Raw genomic sequence first — 18,010 nt, forward strand, 5'->3', positions numbered from 1 at the left:
TTGGGCCCCCAATCGCAGCGCCGGACGCGGCAAGGTTACCCATTCCGTTCCCGTTATCGACGTTTCCCCCAACAATGACTGGTCACAGGTTCGCGTGTTCTATCGCCCGATCGGCGAATTGGGCACCAAGGTTTATCTGACCCAGGGCTTCGTCTATCGTCCTGGCACGTCGGGAACCGGCCGCAGCATGTTGTCGCAGCCCGCGTCGCACAGCGCCGGCCATGCCGATGCCTCGCCGACCACCGACGCGCTGGTGCAGAATGTGGCCCTGGGCGACACCGCCACCCCGGCGATGATGCGAATCGAAACGACCCCGACCCAGCCGAAGAGTGAGCCGCCCGCCGCCGCCCCGGTCAAGAGCCCCGAGACAGCCGCAATTGTCGCCACCCCGGCCAAGGCGGTCGAGCCTGCTCCCGTCGTCGCCGCTCCGGTCAAGGCGGTTGCCCCCGCCCCTGTCGTCGCTGCCGCTCCGGTCAAGAGTCTCGAACCCAATCAGGTCGTCGCCAGCCCGGTTCCGGCGGCGCAGCCGGGTCCGGTCCGTCCGGCCGACCCCGGTCGGGTCGATGTTTCGCGGTGGGCCGAGCAGGCCTGAGCAAACGCGCCCCTCCAATCCTTTTCGCCCAAACCGGGGGATGGATTACCATCCCCCGATTTTATGTCCGATGGCTGTGATTCGGGCGACCTCGGACGAAAAGCTACCATATCCAGCGGTCCCTCCCCGGCCTGTGTCGCTTTGACCCTTTGAGAAATACAGGTTTGGCGTTATCAATACGGCCCAATAGGGTAGGGAAAGAACGACCCGCGGGAGATAGTGTTGTCCATGCCTGGTCCTCAGAGCCGACCGATCGCTGTTGTCATTGCCGAAAAGAACCCGCTGCTGCAAAGCAGTCTGGTGAAATTACTGGGCGGTGACGAGCGATTCACCATTGCCGGGGTTGCCAATGACGGGCAACGTTTCCTCGAACTGCTCGACAAGACCGCCTTTCGGGTCGGCGTGATCGGTTGGGAAATGCCCGTGGTTGACGGTCGCGGCGTGCTGCAATCGTTGCGCGGCCGCACCGACGCCCCCCGTCTGATCGTCTATACCGGCAGCGCCAATCCCGACGTTCCCCGTCAGGCGATGACGCTGGGCGCTGCGGGCTTCTGTTCGAAGCGCGAACCGCCCGAACAATTGGTCGATACCATCCTGGCGGTGGCGACGGGACGGATGGTGTTTCCGTTCATCGACGTCGCCAGTCTGGCCAGCGATCCGCTGGCCGGCCTGACCCCGCGCGAGCGGGAATTGCTGGCTGCCCTGGCCGGTGGCCTGACCAATCAACAGATGGCGACTCAGCTCGACATCTCGCTCAATACCGTCAAATTCCACCTGAAAAACCTCTACGACAAGCTTGCGGTCGGCAACCGCGCCCAGGCCGTCGCTTTCTTCCTCAAAGGGCGCGAGCCGCGCTGACCCCGGTCGGCCGGGGGGCCGACCGCGTCGTTCCGGTTCATCTCGGGTGGCAATCTGCCAATGGAGACACGCCGATGACCTATGACAAAACAACCCGAACCCTGCACCGCTTCCTGGCGGCCGGGATCATCCTGCAAATTCTGCTCAGTCTGGTGATGAGCCATCCCAAGCCCGGCTATACCGGCAACTGGCTGTTCACCCTCCACTCGTGGGCGGGCCTCGCCGTGGGCGTGCTGCTGGTGGTGCACTGGGTCAAGTCGCTGCCGAAATACCGCGCGACCCCGCATTACCTGTTCCCGTGGACGACGAAGGCCGGGATCGACGCCGTGATCGCCGACGCCCGCCTGTACATCCAGGCCGCCAAAGAGCGCAAGATTCCCGAATCCGACGTCCCCACCCCGCTCCCCGGCGCAATCCAGGGGATCGGCCTGATCGTCGCCAGCGCGCTGGCCTTCACCGGCTTCATCATCTATTTCAGCCTGTATCCGAACGGACAGATCAGCGCCTTTGGCTGGCTGGCCAAGGAACTGCACGAACTGCTCGCTTCGGTGCTGTGGACCTTCCTGATCGTCCATGTCGGCGCGGCGGTGCTGCACCAGATCTATGGGCAGCCGTTGATCACCCAGATGTTCCGCCACAAGGAAGACTGAGCCTGACGGCTCGGGACAAGCGCGGGCGTTTCGCCCGCGCTTTTTTTATGGGCTGGCTCTTCAAACATCCCAACCCTCGATCTGCCGGTTATCGGGCTATCGCCCGAACCCATCTGGAGCGGTGCTCCAGACCTCCTTCATTTTCCGGAATCAATCATTGGGAGGTTTGGAGGGAATCCTCCAAGCCGGGCCGGGGCGGCAGCCCCGCAAGGGTGAGTCTTTATGATCGCTCAGGCTCCCGCCCGCATCGCCTGCCAGATCCGCACCGCCTGAACCGTTTCGGCGACGTCGTGGACGCGCAGAATCTGGACCCCGGCATCAAGACCAGCCAGATTGGCGGCCAGCGTGCCAGGCAGACGCTGGCGCGGCGGCTCGCCTTGGCTTAGATGGGCGACAAAGCTTTTGCGCGACACGCCCAGCAGAACCGGGCAGCCGAACCGATGGAGCAGAGCCAGCGACCCCAGAATCTGGGCGTTGTGCTCGGCTGTCTTGCCAAAGCCGATCCCGGGATCGACGCAAAGACGGGCGCGCTCGATCCCGGCCCGCTCCGCCGCCGCGATCCGCTCTTCCATCTGGTCGAGCATATCGAGGGGCGCGCAGGCGTAACGCGGATCGGCCTGCATCGTACGGGGATCGTCGCCCAGCATATGCATCAGACAGACCGCCGCCCCGCTGGCGGCGGCAACGACGAGCGATTGGGGATCACCCGCCAGTCCGGTGACGTCGTTGATAATGCGGGCCCCGGCGGCAACGGCTGCCCCCATCACCCGGGCATGGCGGGTATCAATCGAGACGACGATACCGCGTTCGGCCAGGGCGCGGACCACCGGCACCACCCGGCCTTCCTCGTCCTCGGGCGAGACCGGATCGGCCCCGGGACGGGTGGATTCTCCACCAACATCAATGATCGTCGCTCCGGCCTCGACCAGAGCCAGGGCGCGGGCGATGGCCGGTTCGGTGCCGAACGCCTCGCCCCCGTCGGAAAAGCTGTCGGGAGTAACGTTGACGATCCCCATCACCGACGGGGCATCCATCGCCACGCCGCCCCAGGCGGGACGACGGCGGCCGATCCGATGCAGACAATCCGAGACATGACGGCACAGGTCGGGATGCTCGCGCTCGGCCCAGCCCACCAGTTCGGCAAAGGGGGCAACCGCCAGATCGGCCCCGCCTTCGGGGCGGCGCAGGATCACCGCGACGGCGGTAAAAGCCAGGGCTCCATCACCGATCGGCCAGCCGTGACCGGCGATCACCGCGGCGGCGGCCTGCTCGCCCCCGACGATGGCAGTGGGAAGAAGATAGAGCGAGCGGGCAAGATCGACCCCCTCCAGCGCGAAGCCCCGCGGGAGAGCGGGGCTTCGGTGGAAGGCGGATGCGACCGGGGTAACGGTCGCCACCGGATCAGGCCCGCGGCTCGGGCTCGGGACCAAAGCCCCGACCAGCCGTGGGACCCGAGGTCGGCACCGACGAGCGACGCGGCACGTCGCGCGGGTGATATTCGGTGCCGTCGGGACGGATGATCGGATCGCCCTTGATCAGAGTGTCGATATCATCCTTGGACAAGGTCTCGTATTCCAGCAGGCCCCGGGCGATCGTCTCAAGATCGGCCCGATACTTGGCGAGGATTTCGCGGGCGGTGGTCTCACCCTCCTCGACAAAGCGACGAACCTCGGAATCGATCATGGTCGCGGTGGTCTCCGAGATATTCTTGGTCTGGGTAACCGAGTGGCCGAGGAAGATTTCTTCCTGGTTCTCGTTATAACGGAGCGGCCCCAGCTTTTCCGAGAAACCGTATTCGGTCACCAGCTTGCGGGCCAGTTCGGTCGCACGCTGGATGTCGTTCGAAGCGCCGGTGGTCACCGCATCGAGACCGAAGATCATTTCCTCGGCAACACGGCCGCCGAAGAACGAGGCGATCATCGACTTGATCTGGCGCAGCGACAGAGAATAACGGTCGCGTTCCGGCAAGGACATCGTCAGACCCAACGCCCGGCCGCGCGGAATGATGGTGACCTTGTGCAGCGGCTCGTGCCCCAACACATGCATCATCACCAAAGCGTGCCCGGCTTCGTGATAGGCGGTGAGCTTCTTCTCGTCCTCGCTCATCACCATCGAGCGACGCTCGGCCCCCATCATCACCTTGTCCTTGGCCGCTTCGAAATCGACCATGCCGACCACCCGCTTCCCGGCGCGGGCGGCGAGCAACGCCGCTTCGTTGACCAGATTGGCGAGATCGGCACCAGAGAAACCGGGAGTCCCACGGGCAATGATCCGGGCATCGACGTCAGGCGACAGCGGAACCTTGCGCATATGGACCCGGATGATCTTTTCGCGCCCGGCGATATCGGGATTGGGCACCACGACCTGACGGTCAAAGCGGCCGGGACGCAGCAAGGCGGGATCGAGCACGTCGGGACGGTTGGTCGCGGCGATCAGGATCACGCCTTCGTTGGATTCGAAGCCGTCCATCTCGACCAGCAACTGGTTGAGGGTCTGCTCGCGCTCGTCATTGCCGCCGCCAAGGCCGGCACCGCGATGACGGCCGACCGCATCGATTTCGTCGATGAAGATGATGCACGGCGCGTTCTTCTTGCCCTGTTCGAACATGTCGCGGACGCGGGACGCACCGACACCGACGAACATCTCGACGAAATCCGAGCCGGAAATGGTGAAGAACGGAACGTTGGCTTCACCGGCGATGGCGCGGGCCAGCAGGGTCTTACCCGTACCGGGCGGGCCGACCAGCAGGCAGCCCTTGGGAATCTTGCCACCCAGGCGCTGGAACTTCTGCGGGTCCTTGAGGAATTCGACGATTTCCTCAAGCTCCTGCTTGGCCTCGTCGATTCCCGCGACGTCTTCGAAGGTGACCCGTCCGGTCTTCTCGGTCAGCAGGCGGGCGCGGCTTTTGCCGAATCCCATCGCCTTACCGCCGCCCGATTGCATCTGGCGCATGAAGAAAATCCACACCGCGACCAGCAGCAGCATCGGGAACCACGACACCAGCAGGCTCCACACCGTCGGCGTGTTCTCTGCCGGAGGCTGCGCGGTGATCCGCACATTCTGGGCCCGCAGCTTATCGACGACCTGAGAATTGTCCGGCAGATAGGTCGAGAACGTCCGCCCATCGCCGTAATGACCGTTCAGGGTGTTGCCCTGAATGGTGACGTCGGCAACGCTTCCGCGCTCGACATCGGTGAGGAAGTCGGAGAACGAGACCTGTCCGGTCCCGCGCGGGGGCGACGATGCCTGGAAGAGGTTGAAGAGCATCACCAGCAGCACCGCGATGATGACCCACAACGCCAGGTTCTTGCTGAAATTCAAGGTTGGGTCCTTCCTGGTTTGGCGCAACCGGCGCCGGAAGCCGGATCGCACGCCGAAGACATCCCCCAGGATATGGGGTTTGAACCGAATGGCACAAGCCTAAGCCCCGCTGCGGTCAGGCTTTGCGCCGGGGCCGGTTCCAGTCCGCAGACACCGTATCGTGCGCCCTTTCGGTTATAAACGAGGTGGGGCACCGCGCAAACACCCTGCTGATCGCGCAGGGCGGGAATCGTCGGCCGGGCACAGGCGGGAATGGCAAGGCGGCGCGCCCGCTCGGCCAGATCGCGGCCGGGCGACGGCCCCAGCGCACCAAGCCGCAGTCCGGACGGGGCCGAGGGAGCAAGCGAGACAACAAAGCGGCGGTCCCACACCAGTTTAGCCCCGGGGCAAAGCGCGACCGGCGCGGCCACTCGCGCCGGTTCGCGACAGATGACCCAGCCGCCCGGTTCGGCGACGATCCGACACCCGGCCAGGGTCACCCCACCGCTGGCGGGAGCGGCCAAGGTCGCGGCCAGCCGCTCCAATCGTTCGAGACGGGGCGGCAGAGGCTCGCCGCCGACCACGGCCAGCAGCCGGGCCAGCAGCCGCAACGCCACCTCCTCGGACAGAGACGCCAGCCCCTCCGCCGCCAGTACCGCGAACCCGGCCGGATGCAACTGGACAAGCCGTGCCGCCGCCCGCGCCACCTCCCGCTCCAGACTGGCCCGCGCCCGCCCCAGCCGCGCCGCCGTCGCCGCCAGCCGGGCCGGACTCAACCCCTCGGCGGCCAGGGTCGGGGCAAGCTGGCGCAGCCGCACCCGGGCATAGGCCGGATCGGCGTTGGACGGATCATCGACCCAGGATTGACCGCGTTCGATCAGGGTGGCGCGCAGCCGGGCACGGGGAATATCGAGCAGAGGGCGGAGACTCTGCCCCCACCGCGTCGGCCTCTGAGGAGACATCGCCGCCAGACCGTCCAGCCCCGAGCCCCGCCCCAGCCGCAGCAACAGCGTCTCGGCCTGATCCTCGCGGTGATGTGCCAGCAAAAGGTGAAGGATGCCCGCTTCGGCGCAATATTGGCCGAGCAGATCGTACCGCGCCGCCCGGGCCACCGCCTGGATATCGGCGGCGGGGCGCTCCCCCTCGCGGACCAGAATCTGGTGGGCGATCCCGCGCGCCGCCAGCCATTGACCGACCTTGGCCGCCTCGGCCGCCGAGTCCGGGCGCAAGCGATGATCGACGGTGAGAGCGACCACACTCCCCCCCGTGCCGCTGCCCACGCGGCGGCGAGCAAGGTCAGAGCCAGACTGTCCGGCCCACCGGATACTGCGACGGCAAGACGCGGCCGAGGCTCGAACGGCCCCAGCGACAGCATCAATGCGGCAAAATCCTGGTCGGAGATGGCGTTTTCATCCATCCTTCCAGCATAGCCGCCTCCACGCGCCATGTCTCGACAAGCTGGGGCGACTGGTCAACACTGTTCGCCTTTCCCATCAAGCACGAGGGAGCCTCATGCGCAAGCTCATCATCGGCGCCAGCGTTCTGCTGGCGGTGATCGTCGGCGGGTTGTTCTACCTGTTCTCGTCGATCGACGGCATTGTCAAAACCGTCATTGAACGGGTCGGAACCCAGGTCACCGGGGTCAAGGTCTCGGTCGGGTCGGTCGCGATCCGTCTGTCCGAGGGCAAGGCCGCGATCAAGGGCCTTACAATCGCCAACCCGCCCGGTTTCTCCGCCAATCCGGCGATCAAGTTCGGCGAAGTCGCGGTCACGCTCGACACCGGCACACTGAACCGCAATCCAATCGTGATCTCTGAAATCCTGGTCGCCACCCCGGCGGTCGCGCTCGAAGTGTCGCCCACCAGCGGCAGCAACCTCGACGTTCTGCGCCGCAATATCGCGGGCGCGGATCAGGCCAAACCGGCGGCCGGTGCCGACCAGCCGGTTCAGAGCGAAGCGGCGAAAACCGAAGCCGCCAAGACCGAACCGGCCAAGGGATCGGACAGAAAGGTCGTGATCGACCGTCTGGCGATCACCGGGGGCGAGGTCGATCTGGCCCTCGGCGGGCTCCCCAGCGTTCCCGGCGCTCCCACCACGGCGGCAAACGCCAAGATCGCCGATATCGTCCTGACCGATATCGGCCGGGCCGAGGGCGGAGCCACCGCCGTTCAGGTCGGTCAGAAGGTGCTGGACGCCCTGATCGGCGGGGCGATCAAATCTTCGGGCAATTCCGATGGCCTGCTGGGCGACATCGGCGAGAAGATCAAGGAAGCGATTCCGGCTGAAAAGCTGAAGGCGCTGCCCGGTCAGGCCGGCGAAGCTCTCAAAGGGCTGCTCGGCAAATAAAGAAGGCGGGTTGGGCGCTGGACGATCCCGGGGGATCTCCAGCGTCCGGCAGTCTGCTTAGAACACCGCGGTAACGACGACGATTGTCGCCACCACCATTGCAATCACGATTCCGGTCACCGCCGCCGTCTGACGGCCGATCTTCTCGGCTTCGACCACATGTTCCTCGGCCTCGAACTGGATACGGCGGACTTCTTCCTCGGCTGCGTGATATTGCGCCTGGGCCCACTGGAACTCTTTCTCGTCCTTGGCCCGCTCCTCGGGATTTTCCAGCAGGTTGTAGAGTTCGACGATCGAGCCCTTGCGGACGATGCGGGGAATTTCCTTTTCCAGTTCCTTGCGCTTGTCGCGACCGTGATAGGCGTCGATCACCGGCTTTAACGATACCGCCATCCACGTCGCCAACCCCGGCAGGGCTTCCGGCCCCAGCCGGTATTGCAGCACCGCGTACAGATTGAGCACCGCCATCATCATCACGGATTCGTTGGGATCGCTGAACAGGTTCAGATTGCGATCGATGTCCGACCGCATCCGCGCCCCCAGAAATCCGGCGATATGGCGATCGATCGGCGGCTGCTTGCTTTCGCCGCGCCGGGTGGCGGCGAGGTTGAGCGCGGGAAGCAGTTCCTTGACCTCGACGACGTAATCCTCGCCGATCAGCGCGCTTTGCAGCGGCAGGGCGTCGTTCATCTCGTACAGGCAGCGTTCGAGACCGAATCCCATTCCGGTCTGGGTCAGATAGCCGCGCAATTCGCGGAAATTCGACTCCATCAGCGAATTGTCGGGCTGATAATCCTCGCCGCGCAGTTCGAACCACAGCTTCGGCACTTCGCGGATGATCATCTCGGTCAGCAGGCGGGTATCGCCCCGGCTGGCCACCACCGCCGCCAGTGCCGAACCGAAGCCGTCCGGCATCGCGTAAAAGCCCTTGTAGCGGATCGGCGCTGATTTATCGAGTGCGATCAATACCTTGCACAGCATCAGATCGGTGGCGCTCTTTTTGTCGGTCGTCGTGTTGAGCGAGAGACGGACGATTTCGGCGACAATCGCCGCCTTATCCTTGTCTTCGACCGCACGGCGCAGCCACAGTTCCAGCTTGCCTTCGATCACCGGCGGGATCGCCTGATCCCAATTCTTCGCCATTGCCTGCGATAATTCGCGGCAATTGTAATATTCCTTGCCCATGAAGGGAAAACCGCGGGCGGCACGCTTTTCGCCGCGCGGCTGCAACGGCGACATCCGCCGCCCCGACATCCACAGGTCAAGATCCTCGGCGGTCCAGCGCTGGTCGCCATCGTCGCACAGCAGGCCGCGCAACACTTCGATCAGCGCCATTGGCAGCCGTTCGTCGCCGATCAGGGTGTTGTAGCTGCCCAATTGGATTTTGGCGCTCAAGATCGCTTCGTCGGACAGGTTGGCGACCGGATTGCGTCCCATCAGCAGGATCGCAACGGTCACCCCCAGCGAGTAGAGATCATCGGCATAGGTGCCGCTGCCACGCGCGATCGGGTTGCACATCCCGGATTCGATCGTCTCGAACAGCACCGGCTGGTCGAAGCCGGGCGGCGCGGCAACGCAATCGCCAAAGGCCAGCCGCTCGCCATTGGCGTCCATCGCGAACAGGTTGGTCGGGCGGACGGCACGATGGGTGATCCCGCGCGAGGTCATCTCGCGGATCGCGCTCGATAGCGGCTCGATCACCTTCTTGGCGATCACGTATTCGTCGAAGCGTTTCACCTCGCCCCGCAGCGAGGTCATGATCCGCCGCCCGGCCGGGCGCTCATAGACCACCGTCATGCAACGGCGACCGGCGGGGGGCCAGTTCATCGCCCCCCATTCGACCAGTTGCTGCATCCCCGGCGAACTGACGCCCTTCAGCGCCCGCATCACGGTGACGCGGGGCGGAAGCTCGGGCTTGCAGATCAGGGCATACATCGGCCGGTTGGGGTCGCGCTTATCCTCGGCGGCAAACGCGTCCGCCGAGGGCGTCGACAAATCAACCAGAGGCTGGGTCGAGCGGATCAGAAAGCGATCGCGCAACAACCCAGGTGGGCCAGCCGGTCGGATTTCCTCGGCCTGAAGGGCCGGATCTTCTCCGACATCGACATCCTCTTCGGCTTCCGCCATCGCCCCCACCCGATTGTCATCGGTTCCTTATAGCACTTTATGGAGGGATGGCTCACCCGGCAATCAGGTCGAAAAGGGATCCTGGACCAGGATGGTGTCCTCGCGCTCGGGGCTGGTCGAGAGCAACGCCACAGGCGCTTCGATCAGTTCCTCGATCCGGCGGATGTACTTGATCGCGCTGGCGGGCAGATCTTTCCACGACCGGGCACCACGGGTGCTTTCGCTCCAGCCCGGCAGGGTCTCGTAGATCGGCTCGACCAGCGGCTGCTCGGCCATCGAGGCGGGCAGATGACGCAGCACCTTGTCGCCCAGGCGATAGCCGATGCAGATCTTCAGTTCTTCGAACCCGTCCAGCACGTCAAGCTTGGTCAGCGCGATGCCGTCGATGCCGCCGACCTTGACCGCCTGACGGACCAGCACCGCATCGAACCAGCCACAGCGGCGACGACGCCCGGTGACGGTGCCGAATTCGTGGCCGCGATCGCCGATCCGCTCGCCGATCGGGTCGAACAGTTCGGTCGGGAACGGCCCGGCACCGACGCGGGTGGTGTAGGCCTTGCAGATGCCCAGCACATAGCCGACCTGCCCCGGACCAACGCCCGAGCCGGTTCCGGCATTGCCCGACACCGTCGAGGACGAGGTGACGAAGGGATAGGTGCCGTGATCGACGTCGAGCATCGCGCCCTGAGCACCTTCGAACAGCACCCGCTTGCGGGTGTGGCGCAATTCGTCAAGACGCTGCCACACCACGTCGGCGAACGGCAGAATGCGCGGCGCGACCGCCAGCAGCTTCTCCAGCAGCTCCTGACCGTCGATCTCGGCGGCACCTAGCCCGCGCAGCAGCGCGTTGTGGTGACGCAGCAGCCCCTCGATCCGGGCTTCCAGCGTGGCACGGCAATTCAGATCGCAGACGCGGATGGCACGACGGCCGACCCGGTCCTCATAGGCGGGGCCGATGCCACGCCCGGTGGTGCCGATCTTGGCCGCGCCGCTGGCTTCCTCGCGGGCCCGGTCGATCTGCGCGTGCAGCGGCAGGATCAGACAGGCATTCTCGGCAATCTTCAGCACGTCGGGGGTAATCACGACGCCCTGCGCGCTGAGCCGGTCGATTTCGTCGAGCAGCGCCCACGGATCGATCACGACACCGTTGCCGATCAGGCTGAGCTTGCCCCGGACCACGCCCGACGGCAGCAGCGACAGCTTGTAGGTGATGCCGTTGATGACCAGGGTATGCCCGGCATTATGGCCGCCCTGGAACCGCACCACCACGTCGGCACGCTCGGACAGCCAGTCGACGACCTTGCCCTTGCCCTCGTCGCCCCACTGGGCGCCGACTACTGCGACGTTCGCCATTCTTGTCCCTGCCTTGCTAAAGTACGTCGATAAGTCCGTCCGGGCCGAGCCGATGGCCACAGCCCAAACGGTGCGCTTCGGCCGCCGCGTCGGCGCCGTCGTCCAACCCGGCGACGGTCACCCATCCCTGGTCATGCAATTGCTGAATCCTGGACCGCGCTGTGCCCGCCGGGACGAACACCCGTCCGGGAGCACGGGGAGCGGGCAGCGTCGCCAGCACCGAATCCATGAACACGGTGGCCCCCACCGCGGGTTCGATCCCACCGGCGAGATAGCGGCCGCCCCGGCCCAGTTCGGCCCCGAGATTGCGGGCATACAGCGTAAAGCCGACGCCGCAATGATATTCGAACCCCCGATTCTCGACCGGATCGACGGTCAGGGGCAGATCGGGCAGAGCGGCGCGAACGCGGGCGACAACCCCGGCCAGCCGTTCGCGCTCGGCGGCGGCGGCGGGCGGCAACGCCAACGCCTGCAACGCGGCCAGGGCGCGGTCAACCGGACCGGCGGCGGCGATCAGCGACTGAAGCAGCCCGGCGGCGGCCCCGCCGATTTCGGCGACCGTCGCGGAATCCTTATGATCAAGGGCAGCGCGGAGAGCGTCGGCCACCTCGCCGTCCAGCCCCAGTTCGGCAAACAAAGCCGGGACCAGGGTCGGCAGCGACAGATCGACGGTAACCCCCTCGACCCCCAGTTCGGACAAAGCGGCCCCGATCAGAACCAGCACCTCGGCATCGGCGGCGGCGGCGTCCGAACCGATCAGTTCGATCCCGGCCTGGGCGAACTGGCGATCGGCGCGCAACTGGCTGCCTTTGACCCGCAGCACCTGCCCGGCATAGGACAGGCGCAGCGGACGGGGCGCGCTCGTCAGCCGGGTGGTAGCGATACGGGCAACCTGCGGCGTCATGTCGGCGCGCAGCCCCATGATCTTCTGGCTCTGCGGGTCCATCACCCGGAAGGTCTGGGCCGAGGCGGCGACGGCGGGGCCGTCGAGCAGGCTTTCCTCGAACTCGATCAACGGCGGCTTGACCCGGTCATACCCCTGGGCGGCGAACAGGCGCATCAGCCGTTCGACCACGCCCGCCTCGTGGGCGGCGTCGGGAGACAACATGTCACGCAAGCCGGCGGGCAACAGGGCCCGGTGGGCAAAATCAGTCATCGGCGGTGTCGCAACCTGGAACAGGGGCAGCCGGACAGGGCCGCCCGGTCACCCGACGGTCGGGTAACAGCGGATGTACCGCGTTTACCCCGGCGCGGCAAACGGAAATGCGGCGGGGACGGCAAATCCGCCCCTGGGATCGCGGGGCCGCGTCTGGCAAAGGGCGCGGAAATGAAGTACCCAGAGAGGGATTCATATTTATAGAGCGATCGGAGGGCTGACGATGACAGGGTCCCAGAGCGGCCGGGTGCTGATCGTGGCCGGGTCGGATTCCGGCGGTGGAGCCGGGATTCAGGCCGACCTGAAGACCGTCACCTGCCTGGGCGGCTATGGTGCCAGCGCCATCACCGCGCTGACGGCGCAGAACACGATGGGCGTCTTTGCCGTCGAAGCGGTGCCGCCCGCCTTTGTCCGCCGCCAGATCGATCTGGTGATCGACGATATCGGCGCCGATTGCATCAAGACCGGGATGCTGGCTTCGGCCGAGATCATCGCGGCGGTGGCCGATTCGCTCGACCGCGTCCCCGACGTTCCGCTGGTGCTCGATCCGGTGATGGTCGCCAAGGGCGGCGCGGCCCTGCTCGACCCGGCGGCGGTCGATACCCTGATCCGCCGCCTGCTGCCGCGCGCCCATGTGCTGACCCCCAATCTGCCCGAGGCCGAGGCTTTGCTGGGCCGCCCGATCCCCGATGCGGCAGCGATGGAGATCGCGGCCCGCGATCTGCTCCGCTTCGGCTCGCGGGCGGTGCTGCTGAAAGGCGGCCATCTCGACGGCGACGATCTGATCGACCTGCTGGCCGATGCCGATGGAGTGCGGGTGTTCTCGGGGCGGCGGCTGCCCGGAACATCGACTCACGGCACCGGTTGCACCCTGGCCTCGGCGATCGCCACCGGACTGGCCCAGGGGCTGGACCTCGTCGCTTCGGTCGAGCGCGGCCGCGCCTATGTCCGCCGCGCCATCGAAACCGCTCCCGGCCTCGGCCATGGCCACGGCCCGCTCAACCACGGCCACACCGTGGCGGCGTTTTAGAATTCGTTCGGGATTAAAGGGAAACAGCTCGCCCGTCGTGGCCGGGCTTGACCCGGCCACCCAGATGGCCCCCCGGGTCAAACCCGGGGGTGACGGTCCCAAAATCTGACGCACGCTGACCCGCCGCGTTGTCAGTCCGCCGCTTCGACCCAGCCATGCAGGCGGACCCGATCGGGGAACGGAGCCTCGCCCCGCGCCCAGGCGGCACCGGAATCGGGATGGTCGAACACCGCTTTAAGCGCCGGAGCAAACTCCAGCGCCGAACAATCCAGCCCGACCCGATACAGCGGCCGGGTCATCCCCTGCCCCACCGCGTCGTAAAGCTGGCGCGGCAGGCTCAGGGCGCGGTGGCGGATTGGCGGACCGCCCTCGGGCGGGTCGATCTTGGCGAAGGTCGCCATGCACCAGCGTGGATCGGGTTGATAGAGCCCCCGGCATTTCAGCGGCCGAACCGGATAGATCGCGCAGGCTCCGTCAGCCAGGAACGGACAGATCCGCCCGCCGGACCACGCGGCCAGCCGCTCGCGCAGAACGTCCGCATCCGGGCGATGGCGCAGATCGGCGGCGATCGCCAGCGCCTCGATGGTCGAAACCTCGACCGGCTGATGGCAGCACCAGCCGCACCCGGCGGCGCAGGCGGCGGACTCGCCGTCAACGGCGGCGCGACGCTCTGCCCACAGACGGTCGGCGGCGCGGTGACAGGCGGGAACGGCGGCCAGCACGGCCTCGACGCCGTCAGCCAAAGCGGCGGCAACGATCTCTTGCGCAAGGTGGTGGGCAGCATCAAGCCAATGCCGCTCAGGATTGATCGGGTCCATCGCCAGATTATACCAAAGGGGAGGCTTCTTCGCCATTTCCCCGCCGGTCCCGCTTGACGGGTGGGGGGCCGCCCCGGCATTCTGCCGCCACGGATTTCATCAGTGGACCGGATCCGATTCGTGCCGCCGCGCGCCGGGTGGGCCGGCCCACCAAACCTCTTGACCTGGGCGGGTGCCGGCCATGTTCCTGCTGATCGATAATTACGATAGCTTCACCTACAACCTTTGGCATTATCTGGGCGAGTTGGGGGCCGATGTCGAAGTGCGGCGCAATGATGCGCTGACCGTCGATCAGGCCCTGGCGCTCCAGCCCCAGGGGATCGTGATCTCGCCCGGTCCGTGCGATCCCGACCGCGCCGGAATCTGTCTCGACCTGATCGCCGCCGCCGCCACGGCGCGGGTGCCGCTGTTCGGGGTCTGCCTCGGCCATCAATCGATCGGCCAGGCCTTCGGCGGCAAGGTGATCCGCGCGCCTCAACCGCTCCACGGCAAGATCAGCGATGTCAGCCATGACGGCACCGGGGTTTTCGCCGGTCTGCCCTCGCCGTTCCGCGCCACCCGCTACCACTCGCTGGTGGTCGAGCGCGAAACCTTCCCCGACTGCCTGCACATCTCGGCCTGGACCGACGACGGTCTGGTGATGGGTCTGGCTCACCGCGAACTGCCGATCTGGGGGGTGCAGTTCCACCCGGAAAGCATCGAGACCGAACACGGTCACCAGATGATCCGCAATTTCCTCGATTCCACCACGGGCCGCCCGGGGCGCGCCCACCTCGACGGGGCCGCCGCCTGATGAGCATTCAGACCATTCCTCCCGCCGCCCCCGTCACGATCAAGGACGTTCTGGGCCGTCTGGGCGCGGGACAGACCCTGTCGGAGTCCGAAGCCGAGGCGGTATTCGAGATCATCATGTCGGGTGACGCCACCCCGGCCCAGATCGGCGGCCTGCTGATGGCGCTCCGGGTCCGGGGCGAAACGGTCGAGGAAATCACCGGCGCCGCCCGCATCATGCGGTCGAAGGCGCTGCATATCGAGGCTCCGCCCGGCGCGATCGACACCTGCGGCACCGGCGGCGATGGGTCGGGCACCTATAACATCTCGACCGCCGCCGCGTTCGTCGTCGCCGCCTGCGGCGTGCCAGTGGCCAAGCATGGCAACCGCGCGCTGTCGTCGAAATCGGGCTCGGCCGACGTCCTGACCGCGCTGGGGATCAAGATCGATGCCGAGATCGATCTGGTGGTGGAATCGCTCAACACCATCAATATCGGCTTCCTGATGGCACCGCGTCATCACAACGCGATGCGCCATGTCGGCGGCCCCCGCGTCGAGCTGGGGACACGTACCATCTTCAATCTGCTCGGGCCGCTGGCCAATCCCGCCGGCACCCGCCGTCAGGTGATGGGCGTGTTCTCCGAACGCTGGGTCGAGCCGCTGGCCCATGTGCTGGGCCGCCTCGGTGCCGACCATGCCTGGGTCGTCCACGGATCGGACGGGCTGGACGAATTGACCACCACCGGCCCCACCACCGTTGCCGAGTTCAAGGATGGCGCGGTTCGGGTCTTCACCGTGACCCCGGAACAGGCCGGGCTGGCCCGCGCCGTGCCCGACGATCTGAAAGGCGGCGATGCTGCAATCAACGCTGCCGCGTTGCGGGCGGTGCTGGCGGGTGAACCCGGCCCCTATCGCGATATCGTCGTGCTGAACGCCGCCGCCGCTTTGGTGGTGGCCGGGCACGCCCCCGATCTTGCCGCCGCCGCCCGGCTGGCCGAACAGGCCATCGACAGCCGCGCCGCCATCACCACGCTCGACCGCATGATCGCCATCTCCAACCGGAATTCCTGACACCATGTCCGATACCCCGACCGTCCTGGACCGCATCTGTGGCGAGAAACGCAAGCAGGTGGCCGAGCTGAAAGGCCGCCGCACCATTCAAGAATTGCTGAAGCGGGCCGAGGATCAGGCCCCGCCGCGCGGCTTTGCCCAGTCGATGCAGACCCAGATCGACAAGATCGGCTTTGGCATCATCGCCGAGATCAAGAAGGCGTCGCCCTCGGCCGGGGTGATCCGCCCCAATTTCCAGCCCGCCCAGTTGGCCCGCGCCTATCAACGCGGTGGTGCCGCCTGTCTGTCGGTGTTAACCGACCAGCGCTTTTTCCAGGGCAGCGACGCCGATCTCGGCGCGGCGCGCTCGGCCTGCGATCTGCCGGTGCTGCGCAAGGATTTCATGGTCGATCCCTATCAGATCGTCGAGGCCCGGGCGTTGGGAGCCGATTGCGTTCTGCTGATCGTCGCCGCCCTGACCGACACCGAACTGGAGCAGATGGAGGGGATCGCCCTTGGCTATGGCATGGACGTCATCCTCGAAGTCCATGACGAAGCCGAACTGGCCCGTGCGGTAAAGCTGAAATCGCCGCTGATCGGCATCAACAACCGCGACCTCAAGATCATGAAGACCGACCTCGCCACCAGCGAACGGCTGGTGCCGCTGCTGCCCGAAGGCAAGATCGCGATCTCGGAAAGCGGGCTGGAAGGCCCAGGCGACCTGAAGCGGATGGCCGCGCTGGGCGTCCGTCGTTTCCTAATCGGCGAGGCGCTGATGCGTCGCACCGATGTCGAGCAGGCGCTGAAGGTGATGCTGGCCGGAGCCGGGGCAACCCTGTCGGCCTGAGGCCCTGACGCCCCCGCCCGGGGGCGCAGAACCTGCTTGACGCAAAAAGAGAACGGGGATAGAACGAAACCGGGACCGTTTGGTCTTTGTTCCGGCTTCGGCCGCTGCGAAAGGATGCCCGGCATGCTGACCCGCAAGCAGTACGAACTGTTGATGTTTATCGACCAGCGCTTGCGCGCGACCGGCGTGTCGCCGTCCTTCGACGAAATGAAGGACGCGCTTGATCTGAAGTCGAAATCGGGCATCCACCGTCTGATTACCGGGCTGGAGGAACGCGGCTTCATCCGCCGCCTCGCCCACCGCGCCCGCGCCCTCGAGGTGCTGCGGATGCCCGACAACGCCGCCGATCAGCCTTTGCCGCCGCCGACGCGGGCGTTCTCTCCGACCGTGATCAAGGGCAGCTTCTCGCAGGTGCTGCCCGGCGCGGCGGTGGCCGGTCCCTCCGACGCGATCACCCTTCCGCTTTACGGCAAGATCGCCGCCGGAACCCCGATCGAGGCGTTGCGCGACCATTCCAGCAGCATCGACGTTCCCGGCCTGATGCTGGGCAACGGCAATCACTACGCCCTGACCGTCGAGGGCGATTCGATGATTGATGCCGGTATCCTTGACGGTGACGTCGTGGTGGTGCGCAGTTGCGAAATTGCCGATGCCGGAACCATCGTCGTCGCGCTGGTCGATGATGTCGAGGTGACCTTGAAGCGTCTGCGCCGCAAGGGGGCGTCGATCGCACTCGAACCCGCCAACAAGAAATACGAGACCCGAATCTTTCCCCCTGATCGGGTCAAGGTTCAGGGCCGATTAGTCGGCCTGCTGCGGAGGTACTGACCATGGCCTCCCGTCGTCCCCTGCGCTTCGGCTTCACTGTCGACGGGCAGCCGTCGACGGGAGACAGTGCCGATATGCGCGTAACCTATCACGGCCGTTTCAATCGAAAAGCCGCCGAAGCCGACGCCCGTCGCCGGTTCGAGGAATGGCGTAATATCGGCAATCCACTGATCCGTCGCTGGTCCGCCGATCAGATTGTGCTCACCTAGAAGGCTGACTGATTTTTTTGCAAAAAGAACGGGCAGACCAAAACTCGGGCTTGCTGGGGCGGCCTTTTGTAATAT

At 66.0% G+C, this 18,010-nt stretch carries 16 protein-coding genes and 1 pseudogene; 10 read left to right on the forward strand and 7 right to left on the reverse strand.

The genetic code is table 11. From position 1 onward, the window contains the following. The 3 genes and pseudogenes from K678_RS18940 to K678_RS03115 form a co-directional block, all read left to right on the forward strand. A pseudogene (locus K678_RS18940) lies at positions 1 to 592 on the forward strand (hypothetical protein); the annotation flags it as partial. 228 nt (positions 593 to 820) lie between these two features. Next, on the forward strand, positions 821 to 1,450 hold the full coding sequence (locus K678_RS03110; RefSeq protein WP_021131003.1) for a LuxR C-terminal-related transcriptional regulator: 630 nt from the start codon (positions 821 to 823) through the stop codon (positions 1,448 to 1,450). 74 nt (positions 1,451 to 1,524) lie between these two features. Further along, on the forward strand, positions 1,525 to 2,100 hold the full coding sequence (locus K678_RS03115) for a cytochrome b/b6 domain-containing protein (RefSeq protein WP_021131004.1): 576 nt from the start codon (positions 1,525 to 1,527) through the stop codon (positions 2,098 to 2,100). A 230-nt stretch (positions 2,101 to 2,330) separates the two neighbouring features. Here the strand turns inward: K678_RS03115 and folP are convergent, their stop codons facing one another. Genes folP through tilS form a run of 3 tightly spaced genes read right to left on the reverse strand, consistent with a single transcriptional unit; the run spans position 2,331 to position 6,656 of the window. Then, the gene (folP, locus tag K678_RS03120; RefSeq protein ID WP_039851934.1) at positions 2,331 to 3,497 is read right to left on the reverse strand and encodes a dihydropteroate synthase; all 1,167 of its coding nucleotides are present in this window, start codon (positions 3,495 to 3,497) and stop codon (positions 2,331 to 2,333) included. Between the two features lie 4 nt (positions 3,498 to 3,501). Beyond that, a complete protein-coding gene (gene ftsH, locus K678_RS03125) occupies positions 3,502 to 5,421 on the reverse strand; it encodes an ATP-dependent zinc metalloprotease FtsH (RefSeq protein WP_021131006.1) in 1,920 nt (639 codons plus the stop codon). After that, positions 5,418 to 6,656, reverse strand: a complete 1,239-nt coding sequence (tilS, locus tag K678_RS03130; RefSeq protein WP_021131007.1) for a tRNA lysidine(34) synthetase TilS — start codon at positions 6,654 to 6,656, stop codon at positions 5,418 to 5,420. The genes ftsH and tilS overlap by 4 nt, the downstream gene beginning before the upstream one ends. Positions 6,657 to 6,912: 256 nt before the next feature. Here tilS and K678_RS03135 point away from each other — a divergent pair, with 256 nt between their 5' ends. Continuing rightward, positions 6,913 to 7,746: an AsmA family protein gene (locus K678_RS03135; RefSeq protein ID WP_021131008.1), complete on the forward strand. Its 834-nt coding sequence runs from the start codon at positions 6,913 to 6,915 to the stop codon at positions 7,744 to 7,746. A 57-nt stretch (positions 7,747 to 7,803) separates the two neighbouring features. Here K678_RS03135 and K678_RS03140 read toward each other — a convergent pair whose 3' ends face one another. The 3 genes from K678_RS03140 to K678_RS03150 all read right to left on the reverse strand — a co-directional run bounded on the left by K678_RS03140 (position 7,804) and on the right by K678_RS03150 (position 12,382). Further along, positions 7,804 to 9,873 (reverse strand): protein kinase family protein, encoded by a 2,070-nt coding sequence (locus K678_RS03140; protein WP_039851935.1) that lies wholly within the window; start codon positions 9,871 to 9,873, stop codon positions 7,804 to 7,806. Between the two features lie 63 nt (positions 9,874 to 9,936). Then, a complete protein-coding gene (locus K678_RS03145) occupies positions 9,937 to 11,226 on the reverse strand; it encodes an adenylosuccinate synthase (protein ID WP_021131010.1) in 1,290 nt (429 codons plus the stop codon). Positions 11,227 to 11,242: 16 nt separating this feature from the next. After that, on the reverse strand, positions 11,243 to 12,382 hold the full coding sequence (locus tag K678_RS03150; protein ID WP_021131011.1) for an ATP phosphoribosyltransferase regulatory subunit: 1,140 nt from the start codon (positions 12,380 to 12,382) through the stop codon (positions 11,243 to 11,245). Between the two features lie 223 nt (positions 12,383 to 12,605). Here K678_RS03150 and thiD point away from each other — a divergent pair, with 223 nt between their 5' ends. Then, the gene (gene thiD, locus K678_RS03155) at positions 12,606 to 13,412 is read left to right on the forward strand and encodes a bifunctional hydroxymethylpyrimidine kinase/phosphomethylpyrimidine kinase (RefSeq protein ID WP_021131012.1); all 807 of its coding nucleotides are present in this window, start codon (positions 12,606 to 12,608) and stop codon (positions 13,410 to 13,412) included. A 131-nt stretch (positions 13,413 to 13,543) separates the two neighbouring features. Here the strand turns inward: thiD and K678_RS17550 are convergent, their stop codons facing one another. Beyond that, positions 13,544 to 14,266, reverse strand: coding sequence for a YkgJ family cysteine cluster protein (locus tag K678_RS17550; protein ID WP_021131013.1), 723 nt, complete (start codon positions 14,264 to 14,266; stop codon positions 13,544 to 13,546). A gap of 145 nt (positions 14,267 to 14,411) precedes the next feature. Here K678_RS17550 and K678_RS03165 point away from each other — a divergent pair, with 145 nt between their 5' ends. The 5 genes from K678_RS03165 (at position 14,412) to K678_RS03185 (ending at position 17,935) form a co-directional block, all read left to right on the forward strand. Next, entirely contained in the window at positions 14,412 to 15,023 is a 612-nt protein-coding gene (locus tag K678_RS03165) for an anthranilate synthase component II (RefSeq protein ID WP_021131014.1), read from the forward strand. Further along, a complete protein-coding gene (gene trpD, locus K678_RS03170) occupies positions 15,023 to 16,072 on the forward strand; it encodes an anthranilate phosphoribosyltransferase (protein ID WP_021131015.1) in 1,050 nt (349 codons plus the stop codon). The genes K678_RS03165 and trpD overlap by 1 nt, the downstream gene beginning before the upstream one ends. A gap of 4 nt (positions 16,073 to 16,076) precedes the next feature. Further along, positions 16,077 to 16,898 (forward strand): indole-3-glycerol phosphate synthase TrpC, encoded by an 822-nt coding sequence (gene trpC / locus K678_RS03175; protein WP_021131016.1) that lies wholly within the window; start codon positions 16,077 to 16,079, stop codon positions 16,896 to 16,898. Between the two features lie 123 nt (positions 16,899 to 17,021). Continuing rightward, entirely contained in the window at positions 17,022 to 17,726 is a 705-nt protein-coding gene (gene lexA, locus K678_RS03180; protein ID WP_021131017.1) for a transcriptional repressor LexA, read from the forward strand. A gap of 2 nt (positions 17,727 to 17,728) precedes the next feature. After that, positions 17,729 to 17,935, forward strand: a complete 207-nt coding sequence (locus K678_RS03185; RefSeq protein ID WP_021131018.1) for a hypothetical protein — start codon at positions 17,729 to 17,731, stop codon at positions 17,933 to 17,935. The last annotated feature ends 75 nt before the right edge of the window (positions 17,936 to 18,010 follow it).

Origin of the sequence: Magnetospirillum fulvum MGU-K5, assembly GCF_000442515.1 — a bacterium.
Lineage (GTDB): Bacteria > Pseudomonadota > Alphaproteobacteria > Rhodospirillales > Magnetospirillaceae > Phaeospirillum > Phaeospirillum fulvum_B.

Coding starts and splice junctions, on each gene's coding strand:
- K678_RS03145 (WP_021131010.1), bottom strand. CDS start 11,226: ATGGCGAACGTCGCAGTAGTCGGCGCCCAGTGGGGCGACGAGGGCAAG.
- trpD (WP_021131015.1), top strand. CDS start 15,023: ATGAGCATTCAGACCATTCCTCCCGCCGCCCCCGTCACGATCAAGGAC.
- K678_RS03110 (WP_021131003.1), top strand. CDS start 821: ATGCCTGGTCCTCAGAGCCGACCGATCGCTGTTGTCATTGCCGAAAAG.
- K678_RS03185 (WP_021131018.1), top strand. CDS start 17,729: ATGGCCTCCCGTCGTCCCCTGCGCTTCGGCTTCACTGTCGACGGGCAG.
- K678_RS03140 (WP_039851935.1), bottom strand. CDS start 9,873: ATGGCGGAAGCCGAAGAGGATGTCGATGTCGGAGAAGATCCGGCCCTT.
- K678_RS03135 (WP_021131008.1), top strand. CDS start 6,913: ATGCGCAAGCTCATCATCGGCGCCAGCGTTCTGCTGGCGGTGATCGTC.
- lexA (WP_021131017.1), top strand. CDS start 17,022: ATGCTGACCCGCAAGCAGTACGAACTGTTGATGTTTATCGACCAGCGC.
- thiD (WP_021131012.1), top strand. CDS start 12,606: ATGACAGGGTCCCAGAGCGGCCGGGTGCTGATCGTGGCCGGGTCGGAT.
- K678_RS17550 (WP_021131013.1), bottom strand. CDS start 14,266: ATGGCGAAGAAGCCTCCCCTTTGGTATAATCTGGCGATGGACCCGATC.
- K678_RS03150 (WP_021131011.1), bottom strand. CDS start 12,382: ATGACTGATTTTGCCCACCGGGCCCTGTTGCCCGCCGGCTTGCGTGAC.
- K678_RS03165 (WP_021131014.1), top strand. CDS start 14,412: ATGTTCCTGCTGATCGATAATTACGATAGCTTCACCTACAACCTTTGG.
- K678_RS03115 (WP_021131004.1), top strand. CDS start 1,525: ATGACCTATGACAAAACAACCCGAACCCTGCACCGCTTCCTGGCGGCC.
- trpC (WP_021131016.1), top strand. CDS start 16,077: ATGTCCGATACCCCGACCGTCCTGGACCGCATCTGTGGCGAGAAACGC.